Annotated in this window: 20 protein-coding genes and 1 other RNA gene; 18 read left to right on the top strand and 3 right to left on the bottom strand. The window is 67.2% G+C overall.

The annotated features are described in order from the left end of the window. Positions 1-13: 13 nt before the first annotated feature. The 5 genes from IEX37_RS00545 to IEX37_RS00525 all read left to right on the top strand — a co-directional run bounded on the left by IEX37_RS00545 (position 14) and on the right by IEX37_RS00525 (position 3,195). Positions 14-919: an ATP-binding cassette domain-containing protein gene (locus IEX37_RS00545; protein WP_188754297.1), complete on the top strand. Its 906-nt coding sequence runs from the start codon at positions 14-16 to the stop codon at positions 917-919. Continuing rightward, entirely contained in the window at positions 916-1,752 is an 837-nt protein-coding gene (locus IEX37_RS00540; protein ID WP_188754296.1) for an ABC transporter permease, read from the top strand. Before IEX37_RS00545 ends, IEX37_RS00540 begins: the two co-directional genes overlap by 4 nt. 280 nt (positions 1,753-2,032) lie before the next feature. Beyond that, positions 2,033-2,215: a hypothetical protein gene (locus IEX37_RS00535; RefSeq protein ID WP_188754295.1), complete on the top strand. Its 183-nt coding sequence runs from the start codon at positions 2,033-2,035 to the stop codon at positions 2,213-2,215. 268 nt (positions 2,216-2,483) lie between these two features. After that, positions 2,484-2,777, top strand: a complete 294-nt coding sequence (locus tag IEX37_RS00530) for a hypothetical protein (RefSeq protein ID WP_188754294.1) — start codon at positions 2,484-2,486, stop codon at positions 2,775-2,777. 40 nt (positions 2,778-2,817) lie between these two features. Then, positions 2,818-3,195: a hypothetical protein gene (locus tag IEX37_RS00525; RefSeq protein ID WP_188754293.1), complete on the top strand. Its 378-nt coding sequence runs from the start codon at positions 2,818-2,820 to the stop codon at positions 3,193-3,195. Positions 3,196-3,235: 40 nt separating this feature from the next. Here the strand turns inward: IEX37_RS00525 and IEX37_RS16120 are convergent, their stop codons facing one another. Beyond that, positions 3,236-3,655: a helix-turn-helix domain-containing protein gene (locus IEX37_RS16120; RefSeq protein WP_188754292.1), complete on the bottom strand. Its 420-nt coding sequence runs from the start codon at positions 3,653-3,655 to the stop codon at positions 3,236-3,238. Positions 3,656-4,305: 650 nt separating this feature from the next. Here IEX37_RS16120 and IEX37_RS00515 point away from each other — a divergent pair. The 11 genes from IEX37_RS00515 to IEX37_RS00465 all read left to right on the top strand — a co-directional run bounded on the left by IEX37_RS00515 (position 4,306) and on the right by IEX37_RS00465 (position 12,744). Beyond that, a complete protein-coding gene (locus IEX37_RS00515; protein ID WP_188754291.1) occupies positions 4,306-5,220 on the top strand; it encodes a hypothetical protein in 915 nt (304 codons plus the stop codon). 265 nt (positions 5,221-5,485) lie between these two features. Then, the gene (locus tag IEX37_RS00510; protein ID WP_188754290.1) at positions 5,486-6,007 is read left to right on the top strand and encodes a hypothetical protein; all 522 of its coding nucleotides are present in this window, start codon (positions 5,486-5,488) and stop codon (positions 6,005-6,007) included. 494 nt (positions 6,008-6,501) lie between these two features. After that, a complete protein-coding gene (locus tag IEX37_RS00505; protein WP_188754289.1) occupies positions 6,502-6,990 on the top strand; it encodes a hypothetical protein in 489 nt (162 codons plus the stop codon). Between the two features lie 101 nt (positions 6,991-7,091). After that, a complete protein-coding gene (locus tag IEX37_RS00500; RefSeq protein WP_188754288.1) occupies positions 7,092-7,478 on the top strand; it encodes a hypothetical protein in 387 nt (128 codons plus the stop codon). 98 nt (positions 7,479-7,576) lie between these two features. Continuing rightward, positions 7,577-8,296, top strand: coding sequence for an efflux RND transporter periplasmic adaptor subunit (locus IEX37_RS00495; protein ID WP_188754287.1), 720 nt, complete (start codon positions 7,577-7,579; stop codon positions 8,294-8,296). Continuing rightward, positions 8,289-8,981, top strand: a complete 693-nt coding sequence (locus IEX37_RS00490) for an ABC transporter ATP-binding protein (RefSeq protein ID WP_188754286.1) — start codon at positions 8,289-8,291, stop codon at positions 8,979-8,981. The genes IEX37_RS00495 and IEX37_RS00490 overlap by 8 nt, the downstream gene beginning before the upstream one ends. 5 nt (positions 8,982-8,986) lie before the next feature. Next, positions 8,987-10,123 (top strand): ABC transporter permease, encoded by a 1,137-nt coding sequence (locus IEX37_RS00485; protein ID WP_188754285.1) that lies wholly within the window; start codon positions 8,987-8,989, stop codon positions 10,121-10,123. Between the two features lie 166 nt (positions 10,124-10,289). Then, positions 10,290-10,805: an RNA polymerase sigma factor gene (locus tag IEX37_RS00480; RefSeq protein ID WP_188754284.1), complete on the top strand. Its 516-nt coding sequence runs from the start codon at positions 10,290-10,292 to the stop codon at positions 10,803-10,805. Then, complete coding sequence (locus tag IEX37_RS00475; protein WP_188754283.1) at positions 10,792-11,817, top strand: hypothetical protein; 1,026 nt, start codon at positions 10,792-10,794, stop codon at positions 11,815-11,817. The genes IEX37_RS00480 and IEX37_RS00475 overlap by 14 nt, the downstream gene beginning before the upstream one ends. A gap of 7 nt (positions 11,818-11,824) precedes the next feature. Beyond that, positions 11,825-12,340, top strand: coding sequence for a peptidase inhibitor family I36 protein (locus IEX37_RS00470; RefSeq protein ID WP_188754282.1), 516 nt, complete (start codon positions 11,825-11,827; stop codon positions 12,338-12,340). 233 nt (positions 12,341-12,573) lie between these two features. Further along, positions 12,574-12,744, top strand: a complete 171-nt coding sequence (locus tag IEX37_RS00465) for a hypothetical protein (RefSeq protein ID WP_188754281.1) — start codon at positions 12,574-12,576, stop codon at positions 12,742-12,744. 99 nt (positions 12,745-12,843) lie between these two features. Here the strand turns inward: IEX37_RS00465 and ssrA are convergent. Then, positions 12,844-13,213: a transfer-messenger RNA gene (gene ssrA, locus IEX37_RS00460) on the bottom strand. A gap of 245 nt (positions 13,214-13,458) precedes the next feature. Here ssrA and IEX37_RS00455 point away from each other — a divergent pair. After that, positions 13,459-14,856: a M20/M25/M40 family metallo-hydrolase gene (locus tag IEX37_RS00455; protein ID WP_188754280.1), complete on the top strand. Its 1,398-nt coding sequence runs from the start codon at positions 13,459-13,461 to the stop codon at positions 14,854-14,856. Next, positions 14,853-16,328 carry an MFS transporter gene (locus IEX37_RS00450; protein ID WP_188754279.1) on the top strand — a complete coding sequence of 492 codons (1,476 nt, stop codon included), beginning with the start codon at positions 14,853-14,855 and terminating at the stop codon, positions 16,326-16,328. Before IEX37_RS00455 ends, IEX37_RS00450 begins: the two co-directional genes overlap by 4 nt. Here the strand turns inward: IEX37_RS00450 and IEX37_RS00445 are convergent. Further along, positions 16,317-17,546, bottom strand: coding sequence for a CDP-glycerol glycerophosphotransferase family protein (locus IEX37_RS00445; protein ID WP_188754278.1), 1,230 nt, complete (start codon positions 17,544-17,546; stop codon positions 16,317-16,319). The two genes, IEX37_RS00450 and IEX37_RS00445, sit on opposite strands and share 12 nt — an antisense overlap. Between the last annotated feature and the right edge of the window lie 16 nt (positions 17,547-17,562).

Here is a 17,562-nt window from a genome sequence, read left to right as displayed (position 1 = left end):
ACATACTCACTATATGTCGTACACAGATACGCCCCTCATCGAGGTCAGGGGCCTCTCGAAGAGCTACCGCCGACAGCCGGTGCTCACCGACCTCGACCTGACCCTCCCCTCGGGAATCCACGCCCTCCTCGGCCCCAACGGGGCGGGCAAGACCACGCTGGTCAACATCCTGTCCACCCTGATCCCCTTCGACCGCGGTGAGGTGCGCGTCCTCGGGTTGGACGTGCGCCGCGACCGGAAGCGCCTTCAGGGGATGATCTCGCTGACTGGGCAGTACGCGGCCGTGGACGGCGCGCTGTCGGGCATGGAGAACATGCTGATGATGGGGCAGCTCTTCGGGCTCTCCCGTCGGGACGCCAAGCGGCGCGCCGACGTCCTGCTCGACCGCTTCGATCTCACCGCAGCCGCGGGCAAGCGCGTGTCGACGTACTCCGGCGGCATGCGGCGCAAGGTCGACATCGCTGCGAGCCTCATCGCGTCCCCGCGGCTGATCTTCCTCGACGAACCCACCACCGGGCTCGACACGCGGAGCCGGCAAGCGCTCTGGGACGAGATCAACGCGCTGGCGGCCAGCGGCACCTCCATCTTCCTGACCACCCAGTACCTCGAGGAGGCCGACGTGCTCGCCGAGCGCATCCTGGTGCTCGACGCCGGCCGCATCGTCGCCGACGGCACCGCCGCTCAGCTGAAGGAGCGCGTGGGCGGGTCGACGATCCAGCTCCACGACGACGCCGGGCACATCGTGGAGACGCTCCCCACGCACGGCTCCGCGGACGACCTGGCGCGGCAGCTCGCGCGCATCGCCGAGCGCCGCCCCGACGTCAGCGTCACCGTGCGCAAACCCACCATGGACGAGGTCTTCCTCGAGCTCACCGGACAGGCACCCGCCGACACCGCCACGAAGGAGGTCGCCCGATGACCACGACGATCACGGCACCCGAGCGGGTGCCTTCGAGCGGCACGCCGATGGCGGGCGCCGGCTTCCTCACCGCGCTGCGCGTCTTCTCGGCGCGGAGCCTCACCCACTCCTTCCGGGACGTCGAATCCCTCCTGATGGCGGTCATCCTGCCGATCATGCTCATGCTGATCTTCACGTTCGTGATGGGCGGGGCCATGGACGTGACCGGCGACGGCGCCGCTTCGCGGGAGGACTACCTCTCCTACGTGCTGCCGGCCATCGTCGTCACGGCGGCCGGCTTCGGGGCCTCGTATACGGCCGTCGTCGTCAGCAACGACATGACCACGGGCTTCATGAACCGGCTGCGCACGATGCCGTTCCCGTCGTTCACGGTGCTGCTCGGGCACACGGTCGCGTCCATGGTGCGCAACCTGCTCGCGACGGCGGTGGTCTACGGGGCTGCCTGGGCCGTGGGATTCCGTACCGACGCCTCGCCGCTGCAGCTGGTCGGATCCGTCGGCCTGATCGCCCTGTGGATCCTGGTGATCACTGTCGTCTTCGCGGTCCTCGGGATGGTCGCCGGTTCCGCGGAGGCGGCCAGCGGCTACGGCTTCATGCTCCTGTTCCTGCCCTACGTCTCCTCGGGCTTCGCGCCGGTGGAGTCCATGCCCGATTGGCTGCAGGGCTTCGCCCAGCACCAGCCCATGACGCCCATCATCGACGCCGCGCGCGCCCTGCTCAACGGCGAGACCCCGGGCAGCGAGTGGTGGATCGGCATCCTCTGGTGCGCCGGCTTCATCGTCGCCGCCGTCTGGACTGCCGCGGTGCTCTTCCCCCGGAAGGTCGCACGCTGAGGCCGCACGGATAGCCCGGCGGTCCGCCCGCCGGGCTGTCCGTCGGCCGCGGGCGCCGCTACGCTGACGTCGTCACGCCCGCCCCCGGCTGTCTGGTGTCCCATGAGTGCCTTCAGGTCCCTGCGCGTGCTTCTCGCTCTGCCCGTGCTGCTGTGCGGATGAGCTGACCGGAAGGACATCATGAGTCGCGCGGCTCCGCCCGCACGTACACGCGCGATGATCGCAACTCTCCGTCTCGCGGGGGATGTGGGGTGCGGACGGGTCCCGCAGAATCTCCCCTATGAGCGGAACAGTCTTCACGCCCGGCACCGATGTGGTCACGCCGCGCGGACGCGGTGAGGTCGTCGATGTCCGGGCGACCCCTTCCGGCAAGTTTGTGATCGGCGTCGAGAACACCAACGGCGAGGTGACCTACTTCACCGAGAAGGCGCTCCGCCTCGCGGAGGACGAGACGGACCTCTGAAGCGAGCGGCGCCTATCGGCCGTCGGTACGCGTCGGAGCACTCGGGATGACCGGGGTAAAGTCGCGTCATCGGCGACGCGCGACGGAAGGCAGCACCTCGGTGACTACACGACCATTCACCGGCCCGAGTCACGCGATCGGAGCGGTGCGAGTGATACCACGCGGTTGTTCTGGCTATGAAGCGCATAACGGGGCGTCGAAGACTCCAGTTCGGCACCTTGAAGGCTACGAGCCGTTTCAGGCGTGGATCGAATCGCGGGGCTTCGATGTGGCACGCATCGCGGAGAGCGTGAGCAGCTTCGGAGACTTCATCCGCGCGCAGAACGCGGAGGTTCGCGAATCGATTCCGGAAACCGGCGCTGCTGTCTTCCTCGGGAACATCCTCGTGCACTCGCGCGCTGACGCGGAGTGGCTGATCTTCGAAGGTGAGTTTCCGAGCGTGGGGCCGATCCCTCACTGCTACGAGCCCCTGCACCTGCTGCGCTTCATCGCGGAATCCGGTGAGCCGGAATACGATGCGGCCGCTCAGAGCACCCGAACGTGGGCTGCGGCGTCTGCATAGACATATCGGACCTCGAACCCCCCTGGATAACATGGCGAGCATGGCCGCGGAATCGACACCCCAGCGTCTTGAGGTGGAGCCGACGACCTCCGGGGCTGCACGTCTGTCGCGCGTGATCTGGCCGATGATCGTCGCGCTCGTGTCGATATTCGCCATCGCCGGCATGTGGTGGCTCGCCGCTCCACTTGGAGGGGAGGAAACCTGTCGGTCGATTCTGCCCGCGGGTCCTGGCTGTGCCCCTGACTCGCGCATCCCGAACGCGAGCATGTGGTCGATTGCCGTCGTTCTGACCGCCGGAGTGTCGATCTGGGCGGGGCTGAGCCGACCGAGACTTCGTCGCGCCTGGCTCAGCCGCGCCGCAGGAGCACTGGCCATCGCCTTGGCCCTCACGGGCTATTGGTCCGTCCTCTACAGCTAACGCGATCATCACCGCGCGGGCGGGTGTTCTCGGCGGCAGGCTAAAGCGCGGATTTCACGGCCGCGCTATCGCCGGTCGAGTGCTGGCCTGAGGAGTACCTCGCCGCGTATCTCGTACAGTCCGGGCACCGGGTGAGGAGGTCGTGAGCGCAGCCGACGACGTGTTCGAGGAACATCTCGGCGTCCTCGAGCTGAGCGCGTTGCGTGCGGATCCATCGGAGCCTCTGTTCGATGACCTCGGCACGGCCCGCTTCATCGCGGTGAAGCACGAGCCTTACCTCGGCGAGGCTCATGCCGACGCTCTGGCAGGCCTGGACGATGCGGAGGCGACGGATGTGCTCCTCGGTGTAGATCCGATGGCCCGATGGGGCGCGATTCGGGACGACCACGCCCATATCGTGCCAGTGCCGCAGCACGTGGGCGTTGACGCCGACGCGTCGCGAAGCCTCACCGATCTTCATCGATGCGCGTCCTTCAGTCTTGACTTCAGGTGAGCCTGAAGTCTTAGCGTCATCCCATGCTCGCACACACGATCCGCTGCTCCCTGACCCGGTCCCGGTTGTCGTCGACGGAACGTCCATCGCCACGGACGCCCGCAGCGCGCATCGATGCGCTTGCCTCTCCGTGGTTGGATCCCGTCGGGAAGGTGGCGTTCTACCAGCAGATTGCGGCCCTGACCTCCTCCGATACTCGTGACGTGGCAGAGAAGCTGGGCGCTACCCGTTGTCCCGTACGTATCGGCTGGGGCCGCGATGACCCCTGGCTGCCCCTCCGGCAGGCGTACGAGCTTCAATCCAGGTTTCCCGACCATCCGGATGTGCTCGTGCTCGACGACATTGGGCATCTGGCCCCCTACGAACACCCGTCGGCGGTGGCCGCCTCGCTCCGCGATTGGTTCACCCCTCGGGCGAGAACAGATGCAGCGAGTGTTCGAGCAGTTGCGCGGCTTGGGAGCCACTGCTCATAGCAACGGCGGCTGGACTCTGGGGGACGGGACGTACTTCGGCTGGCACACCAGTAGGAAGTACGACGATACGCTCGATCTCAAGTTCCCTGGTATGGAAGAGACGAAGAAGTTCCATTTGGACGACGAATGCTGAGATTGTCGGAAGTGATCCTCGTCACGAATCTCGATGACGATGCGACGCTGTGGGAGTTCGCTTCTCTTGCCGCCCGGGCTCTCGGGTTGGACGACGCGCCGCAGGTCGTCCCGGATCCGTTGGTGCAGCAGTATGTTCTGCGCTGCATCGAGGAGTTGGTGTCACTCGGGCTGGCTTTTCCGCTGACGTTGGGACGTGATCCCGTCACCGGGGAGTGGACCTTGACGTTCTGGGACACCGACGCGGAGCAGACCGTGGAACGCGTCCGCAAGGAGTGGGGAGAGATCACTGAACCTCTCTTCTCCGCCATGGTCGTGAGCCTCTCCTCCACCGATGCCGGGACCGCGCTCGGAGAGCAGCTCTACGCAAACGGCATCCAACCCCTGCCGCCGGTATGGCGTCCTCCCGCTCACAGGAGCGGGGGCGGCAAGACGCTCGACACCACGGCCCTGGGCTTGGAAGTCGATCGAGTTCCGTTTGAACGAATACTGAGATTGTCGGAAGAGTTCCTCGTCTCGAACCTGACAGATCCGGCGACGCTGTGGGAGTTCGCTGCGCGTGCCGCGAGGATCCTCGGGTTGGACGATGCAGCGAAGGTCGTTTCGGATCCATTGGTGCAGCACTATGTGTTGCACTCCATCGAGGAGCTCGTGTCGCTCGGACTGGCTCGTCCGATGACCGTGAAAAAGGACCCCGAAACCGGGATGTCGAGCGTCACGTCCTGGGACGCCGGCGCCGCGCAGACCGTGGAACGCGTCGGCAAGGATTGGGGAGAAATCACCCAGCCCTTCCTCTCCACAATGGTCGTGACCCTGTCCCCCACGAATGCCGGCGTCGCGCTCGGAAAGCACATCCTCACCGAAAGGGAAGCCCAAAGGAACAAGGACCAGCCGCCACCAGAGCCTCGAAGCTGCTCCCGCTCCTAGGAAGCAACCAAGACCCATAAGGCGCAGTCGAGCAGCGCGGCTTGGGCGGAGGAGACTCGCGGACGCGCGCGCAGGGTGGGCGCGAAGCGAATGGCAGCGGGCGACGCGACACGCGTGGTCACCGCGAGTTCACGGGGCGGGCGTACGGTGCGCATTGCCCCCCGGGCGGGCGGGGTTGTGAGGATCGGCACCTGGCACGAGTTCTTGAGCAGGGATCGAACGCGCGCTGAGATCCTCGACTTCGGGCGAATAATGGGAGGCAAATATGGCTTCGACACCCACTTCTAGCGGGCAGGCCCCCGAGTTCCGGGTGCTCAGACTGAAATCGCATTCCGGGGCGCAAATCTGGATCAACAATCTCGGTGGCGTTCATAAGTTCGACGTTCTTCAGGGGGCTCGGTTCGAGCCATCGAGCGTGACGGCAGATCCGCACGGACGGCTCGGAGACCTGATCGGGACAGGCTGGGCCGTGTTGCTCGCGACGTCGCAGGCCTTCGTCGAGGCTGTGCGCGAGGCGGAGTTGACGGGATGTCAGTTCCTGCCGCTCGAGGTGACCGGGCGAGAGGACATCGGGCAACTGTCGTTGTTGCAGGTGCTCGGACGGTGCGGGCCCAAACAGAAGGTCGAATACGGGGAGAGAATCGACCGCGACTCGTGGGACGGGTCGGACTTCTTCGTCGCGCCGAACTATGGCGGCATCTTCTTGTCCCCCCGGGCCGTCGAGGTGCTGAGACGCGCAAAACTGTGCAACGTCGACCTGGAGCCGCCCCGCGCCATCTTCGACTGACCGCGCGACCACGAACCGGTGCCGACGGGAGCGCAGCGCGGGGCGACGCGGCGGCCTTTCCCATCCGGTAGGCACGTTCGAAAAGCGCCTGCATCGAGACGCCCCACTCGGCTTTGAGGTCGGAGAGCTTCCCGAGCGTGAGGTTCGTCAGCTGTGGACCGATCACGTGCGCCGGCATGAGGAACTCGGGAACGACCTGTCCGAGTCCGACGTCATCGCTCGTCGCGACGCGCCGGTCGACGCGCAGCCCGACCTGGCGAAGGCGGCTGGCCTCGCCTACCGCTTCGCCACCCTCGATGGGGCTCGCGATGGGTCGCTTTGAAGTCGCTCAGAAGGTCATTCAGGCCGATGGGCTCGGTGCCGCAGGTCCGACGCGAACCGCGTCCGAAACTCTCAAGTGGCATGTAACACATCAGCGTCTGCCGGAAATAGACCGAATGAGGACGCCACCCCCGGCGCTCTTCATAAGAGACACCGAGCGGAACGAGGACGACATGAAAAGAAAGCTGGCCGCTGCGCAGGAGCGCGGCGACGCGAAGAAGCACATCAAGAAGCGCGCACGGCTCGCCCTGATGGCAGCATCCACTGCGATCGGTTTGACCATGGCGACGACGGCTCCCGCGGCCGCCGCGACGCATGACGTCAGCGCAACCCTGAACTGCGCGGGAGCCCTGTTCCAGTCTGGCAATTTCCGGGCGCACACAGCCGGCAGTGGCGCGAGTCTTCAACTAACGGCCAACGCTCACTGGGCAAGCGTGTGGACACTGCGAACCGGCCTACGCAACACGTCCGGCACCCAGGTCACGGCGACACTCGAACAGGCTCCGACGAACCGGAGCAAGCACTCCTACAAGACCTCCAGCGGAAGCACCTCGATCCCGAACACCTCGCTCGCGATGAACGCGAGGGTCGGGAAGACCGAAACGACCAGCGGGTGTGTCGCGCTCTGGCCTCCGACGTTCAGTGGGATTCTCACCCTGTGAACCGTCGACGGAGCGCTGTGGTGGTCGCGTTGGCGTTGAGCCTCGCGGCCATCACGGCGTGTAGCGCATCGAACCAGAGTCAAACGGTAGGAACGGAGCGCGTGCTCAATAGCAAGGAGTATGTCGAGCTGTACAAGCAGATCGCCGCGTCTTTCCCGGAGGAGCTTCCGCCGGGGGTCACGTTGCCCGATGAGCCTCCCCATATGGATGGGAACATCGGTGACGGCAACGCCGGAGCGGCTGCCTACTTCTTCTGGAACTGCTCATGGGAGGACGTCTATCTGAGTTCCCAGGATCCGGCAGCTCAGGCGACCGCTATGAGAAACATGCGCAAGTTCCAGTTGACAGATTGGGCGCTTGCCCACTATTCGGATCCGGACGGTATCTGGGATAAGGCGCTGGATGCAGCTGAACTAGGCGACTTGACGCAATTGCGCGGGTGGTACGACTCCGACTGTGGGTACTACCGAGAGGTCGAAGGAAAGTGACGCGCACTGTTCCGGTCCTGCGACGCGCGCTGGGCGCGGCGGTCGCGGGGAGCGTCGTGGCCGCTCTCGCCGGTTGTTACGTCAGCAGTAGCGAGTCGGTGTCTGACCCCGACAACACCGAGGTGGTAGCAAGCGCGACCGTTACGTCGCGAACGATCACCGACGTGCTCACGCTTGACGTCACGGTGACCAGCGGGGCTGACTATGCCATCACAGCGAACGCAGCCGGCAGGCTGAACGAGAGTCAAGAAGGCTACGCGTTCTCCGGCGCAGACGGCGTCGCGCAGCCGATCACACTCCCGGCAACGGTCACCTCGGTGCAGCCGCTCGCCGCTCTTGAGGCCGAGGTCGGGGAAGGCACACCTTTGCTGAGCGCCCACGATTCAGCGCTACTGCTCATGGCCACGCTCACCCCGGCGCAGGTGCTTCGCTTAGCCGGCCGCACGCCCAACGCAGCCCGAGCGCAATTGACCGGCTCGACCGGCCCCTTCGACTGTACCCTCGCCGATCCACGACCGACACACGATGGCGACGTGTATGCGCTGTACTGTCGCCTCCCCACGGACGTCCCCAGCGTCGTCGGCGCAACGGGGCTGCTGGCACTCACTCTCGACGAGCGTGTGGACGTCCCATCGCTACCTATCGACGCGGTTGCTGGTACTCGCGAGCGCGGCATGGTCTATGCCGGTGAGGGCCACGAACCTCGCCCCGTCGAACTGGGCATCACCGACGGCGCATACATCGAGATTGTCAGCGGCGTGAAGGTGGGAGACGTGGTGCGGATTCCGAGCCCCTCGCTGCTGGGTTCCGATGGCTGACCGGATCATCGGGCTTGAGAACGCATCGCGTACCCTCTCGGGCGGCGCACGCGTCCTGCACGAGGTGGATTTGGAGCTGCGGGCTGGCGAGTCGTTGGCGATCGTCGGTCGATCCGGGTCAGGAAAGAGCACGCTGCTGTCTTGCCTCGGTCTTCTCGCCCCGTTCGACCGCGGCACCTCCTATCACCTCGGCGACACGGAAATCATGAGCTTAAGCGAGCGCTCAGCGGCCAGGTTGCGCGCAACGTCAATCGGATTCGTGCTTCAGAACTCCGGACTCGTTGCCCATTTGAGCGCCCTGGAGAACGTGGAGCTGCCGCTCATGCACTCCAGCAGCGACGGATTTCGGGACATCCGGCGCCGGGCGTTCGAGCAGCTCGACCTGCTGGACATCGGCCATCTCGCCCGCCGCCGCCCCGCTCAGGTCAGCGGTGGTGAACGTCAACGGATCGCGATTGCGCGCGCGCTTGTGATCGGGCCTCGTCTCATACTCGCTGATGAGCCGACCGGCGCACTCGACGAACAGACGGGTGCTCTCGTCCTGGATCTCATGCTTGATCTCGTCCACCGTACCGCCGCCGCGATGATCGTGGTCACGCACGACAGCGACGTATCCTCACGAGCTGACCGAACGCTGCACGTCAGCGAAGGCCGCCTACATGAGCGCGAACGGCGGACACGATGAAAATCTTGCGCGTCGCATTCCAAGGGCTTCGCGGTGCACCCGTTCGCAGCACGCTGGTTATCCTGACGCTGACCCTCGGCATGCTCGGCTTCGTCGCGGTCATCAGCGCGACGGCCGTGATGCGACAGGCCGTCACGCAGAAGGCGATCCTCACCGGTGGCGACGAAGTCACCGCGCAGGTTGCCGCCTCCGGTGTACGCTCCATCGACGTTCTGCAGCGCACCATGTCTCAGCTGCACGATCGCGCCGATGCTCACAAGGTAGCCGCGACCCTCGAAGACGCCGACGTCGGGATCTGGGCAGGGAACGCCCGCCTCGACAACGTCGCCCTGACATTCGCGACTCCGAGCCTGCGAGAGATCCGTCCGTTCCCGCTCATCGCGGGACAGTGGATCTCGGGCCAGGACTCTCTCGCGCCCCGCTTGGTGCTGAACGAAGCCGCCTATGCGCGTCTCGGCACGGGCGTCGCGGTAAGTGCCGGAACGAGGGAGACGAGGCTGGATGCTGTCGTGATCGGCATCATCCGGGACGGGGACGACCAGCCTCACGCCTACCTCAACCTCACCGACTTCCTCCGTTTCAAGCCGACCTTCGGCGCGGTGATGATCGTCCTGAACGGTCCGACCCTCGTGCCGGAAGACATCGCCGGGGTCGCCAGGATGCTCGCTGAGCTCGGTGCGCCGTTCACTCCAGGAGACGCCATCCGGACTGACCAGGTCGACGGACTCGCCTCCGAGGTCGCGACCACCGCACAGGTGCTCCTCGTCCTCGGTACGCTCGCCCTCGCAACGACGATCGTTGGCATCCTCAACATCGGGCTCGCGACTGCCCGCGCCCGTTCCAGAGAATTCGCGCTCAGACGGACGATGGGCGCCAGCCGTGCGAACATCGCGAGCATTGTGATGCTCGAATCCCAGATCCTCGCTCTCATCGCCGCGGCGGTGGCCACTGCCGCCTCAGTCGTTCTCTTCCCGCTCGTCGTCGGCTCCTTCGGGGATCAACTCGGGATCGAAGCGCCGCTGTATGAGCCGTGGTATCCGCTGGTCTCTCTCATCGTCGCGACCGTGACCGCCGGCCTGAGCACCCTTGTCCCCGCTTTCCTAAGCTATGGGCGCGACCTATCCGAAGTCATGCGAACCTAGGCCACGCTGCTGAACCAGGCTCCGACGCCTGTCGCCCACCGAGCGCGGGAGCGAGCGCTCCTCCCCCTATGACATCCGCGTCGGACTCCGATGTAACATCCCGTTGGCCTGCGGAAATAGGTCAATTGGAGGGCAGACTCCGGACGAGCGTCGGAAGGGAGAGGCGGTGGTCGTCGAGACGTTCACGAGGTTCTACCGGCGCTACTACCGCCTGATGCTCACCGTTGCGGAGCAGCGTGTCGGCGGGTTCTCGGATGCCGAGGATATCGTCGCCGAGGCGTTTCGCATCTCTTGGGTGCGGTATCACGACGGGGAGGAACTCACCCTGCCCTGGCTCTACCAGGTGCTACGCAACGTCATCGGAAACGAGTACCGGCGAGTCAACCGGGCAGACCAGTTCGCTGCGGCAACTGCTCCCCTGACGCTCGGTCATATCCTGGGGCCCGAGACCGCCGACGCGGCTGAGGTTCGCGAGGTCATCCGCTCGCTGCCGCTCGAGGACCGGGAACTGCTCTACATGGCGTATTGGGAGGACCTCAGCGGCGATGAGATCGCAGCGATCCTCGGGGTACGTCCCGGCACCGTCCGTGTGCGGCTACTTCGGGCGAGGCGGAAGGTCGGGTCACTCCTAGATTCCAACTCTGCGGCACAGAGAACGGAGGCGAACCATGGACGAGATTGAACGACGCATCCGCGCGGCACGTCCGGTAAGCGGCCACCGCGACCTCCCGCTGACCGATCGAGCCAAGCGCGAGCTGGCAGAGTTGATGCTTGCCGAGCCGGAACTTTGCGACGATTACAGACCCGTCTCAGCACGACGCTCTCAATCCCGTTCTCGTTCTCAGCGCCGACGCAAACGACGCCTGGCCGGCTTGGGGGTCGCTGGCGGAATGGCCACCGCGATCGGGATTTTCGCAGCCGCCATGGTGCTGGCGCCCCAGTCCGTTCACGCCGCCACCCCGCCGCTGCTCGCGATTCGGCAGGATGCCACTCCTGCGGAGGAGCTTCTCACACGGATGAGCGAATCACGCGAACGTGCAGCGTCGGCGGTCCCGACCGAGGTAGTGACAATCAGGCTCCAAGCGTGGACTCTTCACACCGAAGACGACGGCATCGCCACTTCCACGGTCGTTGCTCCCGAGAGCTACGAGCTCACGAGAACCGCCGGCGGAGCCTACCGCACCGTCGTCACCGCTGCGCAGCCGGTCGATCGCAACGGCGACCCCATTGACTCGGATGAAGCGCCGGAGCCAGGCGGAGTCATCTGGGAGGAGAACTGGGGCCCCGGCGAGTACCAGTTCTTCTTCCCGGACGCACTGCCCGAGAACGCCGAAGACATCCGTGAGTACTTGATGGCAGCAACGGGCTCGACGGAGCCGTTGAGCGCCGTGGAAGCTATCCAGGCGACCAACGACCTCCTCTTCGAACAGAAGCTCAACCCGCGCCAGGAAGCAGCTCTGCTGAGCTACTTCGCCGAGCTGGCTGACCTGCATACCAGCGGATCGGTCAACGACCGACTTGGGCGGGATGGTATCGCCTTTGTGGCGCACGATCCGAACCAGCCCGACTATGACAGCTACCTCATCGTGTCCCCGGAAAGCGGGCGGATCCTCGCCACCGAGGTCGTCTATCACGGCACCGAACGGACCGACATCGATTCACCGTCCGTTGTCAACTACTACGCATGGGAATAGGACCACAATGGCCAAGAAACTCGTTCCCGCCGCAATGGCGATCGCCGGGATGTTGTTCTTCACCGCCCCAACCGTCACTTTCGCGGCCGAGACCCCAACCCAGGACATGCAGGAGCGAGTCGAAGCCGCTCTAGCGGACCGCCCAGGCGGTGTCCAGACGTCGTGGAACGAGGTGAATTGGGATGACGGTCGTGTCGTTCTCACGCTCGACCCCACCAGTAGCCGAGCTGGCTCGAGCGTTGTGCTCGCCACCGACGTCGTCGCCCTCGCAGCCGTCGGCGGATGCGCCAGCGGCACGTTCTGTGCATACAACCAGACCGGGTACAGGGGTGACAAAATCACATTCTCCACGTGTGCCAGCAGCCACAGCGTGTCCGGTCTCGTCGGCTCAGTCAGGTCGATCGCAAACTCGCGCAGCAGCGGTGTTGTACGCGCATACAACGGCACGACCTTGCTCGCAAGCGCGACCGCAGGGAACGGCAGCAACGTATCCGGAACAACGAACAAGTTAACCTGTTCGTGAAGACACGACCATCAACGCCCTCGGTCCCCGAGCAGCGGTCCACCAGCTGAACCCGATCGGTGACAGGGTCTCACGCAGCACCAGACCATGACCCCCATCATCGACGCCGAGCGCGCCCTGCTCAACGGCCAGGCACCGGGCAACGAGTGGTGGATCGGATAGCCGCGTCAGGCGGCGATCCGCTCCTCGCTGAGCCGGCTACGGCAGAGAACGTCGCGCGCTACGCTCCCCTCATGGACACAACGGAACCGCGATCCGAGGTCGACCTCGCGATCGAACGAGCTCTTGAGGCGTCGAACCTGCGTGCCGGGGACTCCCTCGGCGCGTCCGCAGCGGTTGTCGTGGAAGACCGGGATCTCTCCGCCGCCGAGTCCGGCGAACTCGACGGCCCCGACGGCGACTGACCGGCGAACGGCGCGGCCAGCGTCCTGCGTGCACAGAAAACCCCCGCGTTCCATACTCTCGTAAGGGAACGCGGGGGTCATCCGTAAGTGCGACAACGTCCGTGGAGCTGGGGGGAATCGAACCCCCGTCCAGCGCTGAGTCTCTGGGGCTTCTCCGGGCGCAGTCTGTGGAAGCGTTCTGCTCGGCCCCGACCTTTGTCACAGACACCTAAGTCGACGGGCCCAGTCGAGAAAAAGTCCCGAGTGACGTCCCGACACCGTCACTCAGCAAGATCCCTAGATGACGCCAGGGTCCGTGTCGGGATCAACCACGGTCTGACGGACTATCGGGCTCGCTTAGGCAGCGAGGGCGAAGTCAGTGCGCTTGGATTCGGCACTTATTGGTTCGCAGGGAGCGTTTACGAGATAACCCTGCATCCTCGGCCCGCTTCTCGCAGATTCGCAAGCACTGTCGAAACCGATCAGCCCCGTGAATCCCTCTTGCGAAGGAGCCGTTGTCGCACGCTGTGGAGTTGTGAACGCGACGAGCGCGTTGCCGTCCCGACGCTGGGGTCGAGCGCCCGGACGAGGTGTCCGAGCATCACAGACTACAACGAACGACGGCGGCGCGCCATTCCCGCCGCTCCCCGCGACGATCGGGCGCGCCCGCGGCGCCGCGTAGCGCTGCACGATGAGAGGATGTGCGAGGCCGGTCCCGCCCACTATGGTGAGCGAATGGCAGACCCGAGCCGCCCCTCCTCCGCGCCCGCCGATGCCCGTGCCGTGCCCCGCCGCGACGGCATCGGCGAGCGCCTCGCCGAGATGATCCGAATCCCCACGGTGAGCGCCCACCTGGACGCGACCGGGCACGAGCCCTTCGAGACGTTCGTCGCACTGCTGCGCGAGCTCTACCCGCTCGTCCACACGCACCTCTCGCTCGAGCGGATCACGGACCTGGGGCTGCTGTACCGCTGGGCGGGCACGGGCGTCGGCGACCCGATCGTGCTGATGGCCCACTACGACGTGGTGCCGGCCGACGCCGAGGACGGATGGACGCATCCGCCGTTCTCGGGCCGCATCGTGGACGGCTGGGTGCACGGCCGCGGCGCGCTCGACGACAAGGGCCCGCTGCTGGTGGTGCTCGAGGCCGTCGAGGACCTGCTGGCAGCGGGATTCGCGCCCACGCGCGACGTGTACCTCTCCTTCGGCGGCAACGAGGAGACCTTCGGCGACGCCGCGCGCACGATCGCCGCGACCCTGCGGGAGCGCGGCGTCACGCCGTGGCTCGTGATCGACGAGGGCGGCGCCGTGGTCGACGCGCCCCTGCCTCTCGTGCGGGGACGCGCCGCGATGATCGGCGTCGGCGAGAAGGGCATCGCGACGTTCCGCCTGGAGGCCCGCGGGGACGGTGGCCACGCGTCGGCCCCGCGTGGCGTCACCGCGGTCGGACGGATCGCGCGCGCGGTCGAACGGCTGAACGCGGGCACGTTCCGACCCCGCACGCCCGTCTCGATCGCTCGGATGCTCGGTGCCTTCGCGCAGCGGGCGCAGGGGCCCGCGCGACTCGCGCTCCGGCTGCTCGCCGCGGCGCCGCCCCTCACGGCGCGCGTCTTCGCCCTCGCCGGCGGCGAGCCCGCGGCCCTCGTGCGCACCACCATCGCCGCCACGATGCTCGACGGCGGCTCCGCTTCGAACGTCCTGCCCGCGCGCGCCTCGGCCACGCTCAACGTGCGCATCCTTCCGGGCGAGACGGTCGAGGGGGCGCTCGCGCGCATCCGGCGCCGCGTGCGAGACCCGAAGGTCGCGGTCACGCTCGTCGAGGGCAGCGACCCCTCCCCCGAATCGCCCGCGAGCGGCGGCCCGTACGACGCCGTCACCTCCGCCGTGCGCGCCGCGTATCCCGACGCGCTGCCGGCGCCGTACCTGATGATGCAGGCCAGCGACGCGCGTCACTTCCACCGCTTCAGCCCCGCCGTCTACCGCTTCGCGCCGCTGGAGATGTCCGCCGCGCAGCGCGCGAGCATCCACGGGGTCGACGAGCGCGTCGAGATTTCCTCGCTCGAGCGCGGACGGGACTTCCACGTGGCGCTCCTGACGGGCCTGCCGGCCGCACAGCCCGGGAGCATCCGGTGATCGCCCGGCGGACGGTGCGGGCGCGCGCGCCGCTCGGGGCGCTCGCGGGCGTGGTCGGGTTCCTCGCGTTCGTGGAGTTCACCAGCGGCGTGCTGCAGGGGTACTACACGCCGATGCTGACGGACATCGCGCGGCACCTGCGCATCCACGACGCCGACGTCAACTGGCTCGAGGGATCGCAGCTGATGCTCTCGGCGCTCATCGTGCCGATCTTCGCGAAGCTCGGCGACATGGTCGGGCACAAGCGGATGCTCCTGGTCTCGACGGCGCTCACGGCGATCGCGTCGCTCGCCCTGCCGTTCACGGATTCGTTCGCGGTGTTCCTGATCGCCTGGGCGCTGCAGGGCTTCTACGTCGTGTGGCTGCCGCTGGAGATCGCCCTGATCTGGTCGCGCTCGCGCTCGACCGGGGCGGGCGCCGCGGTCACGGCCAAGGCCGCGGGCCTGCTGGTCGCGGCGCTCGAAGCGGGTGCGATCTCGGGCGCGCTCGTCGGCGGCGCCCTCGTGGACGCCCTGCCGCTGTGGCTCGTGCTGCTCATCCCGGGCATCGCGGTCGCCGTGTGCTTCGTCGTGATCCTCTTCGGCGTGACGGAGTCGCCCGACCCGAACGGCGGGCGGTTCGACACGACCGGCGCGGTGCTCCTGACGTTCGCACTCCTGGCCTTCACGGGCGGGCTCAGCCTCCTCCGGCTCGATGCGGGCCTGACGGCGTGGGCGCTCGTGCTGGTCGGCCTCGCGCTCATCTGGCCCTTCGCGCTGTGGGAGCTGCGGCACCCGGACCCGCTCATCGACGTGCGCATGTTCGCGGACGCGTCGTTGTGGCCGGTCTTCCTCACGGCGGGGCTGTTCGGCGTGAGCGTCCTGGGCGCCCAGGCCCCGCTGTCCACGTTCGCCCGCACCGACCCATCCGTCCACGGCTACGGCCTCGGCACCGCCGGGTTCGCGACCTCGCTCATCATCGGGTTCTACCTGATCGCGATGATCGTCGGCGCCCTGCTCTACCCGCTCGCCGCGCGGCGAGTCACCCCGCGCGCGACGCTCATCGGCGCCACGCTGCTGGTGGCGGCCGGGTATCTGCTCTTCCTGCCCTTCCACGCGTCGTACGGCCAGGTGGTGACCAACATGGCGATCGCCGGGATCGGGTCGGGCGCCCTGGTCGCCGCCCTGCCGGCGGCCGCGGCCGCGGCCGCTCCGCTCGCGCAGACGGGCGTCGCGACGGGTCTGACGAACGCGGTCAAGACGGTCGGCGGCGCGATCGCGTCGTGCATCTTCGGCATCGCGCTGCTGAACGGCGCAGCGGAGGTCGCCGACAGCACGGCCGGGTCGTTCGCGGGTTACGTCACCGTGTGGATCGTGTGCGGCGGCACGGCGGTGCTCGCGGCAGGCGCGCTCACGCTCGTGCCGCGCACCGCCTTCACCGACCGGGCTCCGGATCCGGCGGCCACGGCGACCGGCACCACGTCATCCCTGTGAGCGGGCGTTCCAGTCGTCCCACCGGTCCATGAGCTGTCCGATGGCGGCGTGGAAGCGCGCCGTCGCCGCGCCGGGAGCCGTGTCGCCGAAGTAGTGGCCTACCCAGTGGCTCAGCCGCTCGGCCGCGAGCGGGTCGCGGCGCACGCGGTCCACCTCCGCGACGATGTCCCCCGCGTCCTCGGCGCGCAGCCACTCGCACGCCGACAGGTACCCGCCCTCGTCGACCTCCGCGGCCGCATCCGCCGGTCGCGCCACGAGGAGCGGACGCCCCGTGGCCAGGCGGTCGTAGATCATGGCCGAGATGTCGACCACCGCGACGTCCGCCGCCGCCAGCTGCCAGCCGACATCCGGACCGTCGTCGAACACGTGCTGCGCGCGCGGATCGGCCTCGTTCGCGGCGCGCAGGGCCTGGATGATGCGCTGGTTCGCCGCCCCGAACTCCGGGTCCACGACGCCGCTTCGCGGGTGGGGCCGGTAGATCACGCGGTGCCGCCCCGTCGCGAGCAGCGCCGACACGAGCGCTTCGCCGTGGGAGCGCACCGACCCGTAGCGCGCCGCGGGACGGTCGCCCTCCCACGTGGGCGCGTACAGGACCACCGTGCGCTCGTCGGCTTCGAACGGCACCTCGCCCTCGTAGTGATCCGCCTGGGGGCGCCCGATCTCGATCGTGCGGCGGTCGACGTCGTAGTCCCACAGCGTGCGGGAGAGCCGCTCGCGTGCCGCCTGTCCGGCGACGAGGGCCACGTCGTACGCCTTGAACTGGTTGGTCGTCATGTACATCTTGTCGGACTCGCCGTGGTTGATGAACACGTGCCACCGCTGCCCGTAGCGGAACATCTGGAAGTTCCGCGTGTTCTGGTTCACGTACAGGACGATGCGGATGTCCTGGGCTGCCAGGAACCGCTCCATGTCCCCGACGCCCGGCACATAGGCCACGGGCAGCGCGTCGTCGTGCAGCAGCGCCGCGGCCCCCGTCGCGTTGCGCGCCAGGACCACGACCGGCCACCTCTCGGCGAGCCCGGCGAGCGGCCGGTACCACTGGCGCACCTGGTACATGTTGACCTCGCCGTCCGCGAAGTACACGGCGATGCGGTAGTGCCGGGCCGGATGCGGGGGTCCGGCGGCGAACGCCGCGCGGAGGTCGCGCTTCGCCTGCCGAGCGGCGAGGGCCTTCCGGAAGAGCTCTCCTGCCTTCTTCACATCCCGCGCCAGTCCCACCTGACAACCCTAACCA

It is taken from the genome of Microbacterium album (assembly GCF_014643695.1).
Classification (GTDB): domain Bacteria; phylum Actinomycetota; class Actinomycetes; order Actinomycetales; family Microbacteriaceae; genus Microbacterium; species Microbacterium album.
This window is presented reverse-complemented; position numbering and strand designations above follow the sequence as displayed.

Bases quoted from the DNA above. Each gene is read 5' to 3' on its own strand.
- IEX37_RS00545 (WP_188754297.1), top strand. From the start codon at position 14: ATGTCGTACACAGATACGCCCCTCATCGAGGTCAGGGGCCTCTCGAAG.
- IEX37_RS00540 (WP_188754296.1), top strand. From the start codon at position 916: ATGACCACGACGATCACGGCACCCGAGCGGGTGCCTTCGAGCGGCACG.
- IEX37_RS00535 (WP_188754295.1), top strand. From the start codon at position 2,033: ATGAGCGGAACAGTCTTCACGCCCGGCACCGATGTGGTCACGCCGCGC.
- IEX37_RS00525 (WP_188754293.1), top strand. From the start codon at position 2,818: ATGGCCGCGGAATCGACACCCCAGCGTCTTGAGGTGGAGCCGACGACC.
- IEX37_RS16120 (WP_188754292.1), bottom strand. From the start codon at position 3,655: ATGAAGATCGGTGAGGCTTCGCGACGCGTCGGCGTCAACGCCCACGTG.
- IEX37_RS00510 (WP_188754290.1), top strand. From the start codon at position 5,486: ATGGCTTCGACACCCACTTCTAGCGGGCAGGCCCCCGAGTTCCGGGTG.
- IEX37_RS00505 (WP_188754289.1), top strand. From the start codon at position 6,502: ATGAAAAGAAAGCTGGCCGCTGCGCAGGAGCGCGGCGACGCGAAGAAG.
- IEX37_RS00490 (WP_188754286.1), top strand. From the start codon at position 8,289: ATGGCTGACCGGATCATCGGGCTTGAGAACGCATCGCGTACCCTCTCG.
- IEX37_RS00475 (WP_188754283.1), top strand. From the start codon at position 10,792: ATGGACGAGATTGAACGACGCATCCGCGCGGCACGTCCGGTAAGCGGC.
- IEX37_RS00470 (WP_188754282.1), top strand. From the start codon at position 11,825: ATGGCCAAGAAACTCGTTCCCGCCGCAATGGCGATCGCCGGGATGTTG.
- IEX37_RS00465 (WP_188754281.1), top strand. From the start codon at position 12,574: ATGGACACAACGGAACCGCGATCCGAGGTCGACCTCGCGATCGAACGA.
- IEX37_RS00455 (WP_188754280.1), top strand. From the start codon at position 13,459: ATGGCAGACCCGAGCCGCCCCTCCTCCGCGCCCGCCGATGCCCGTGCC.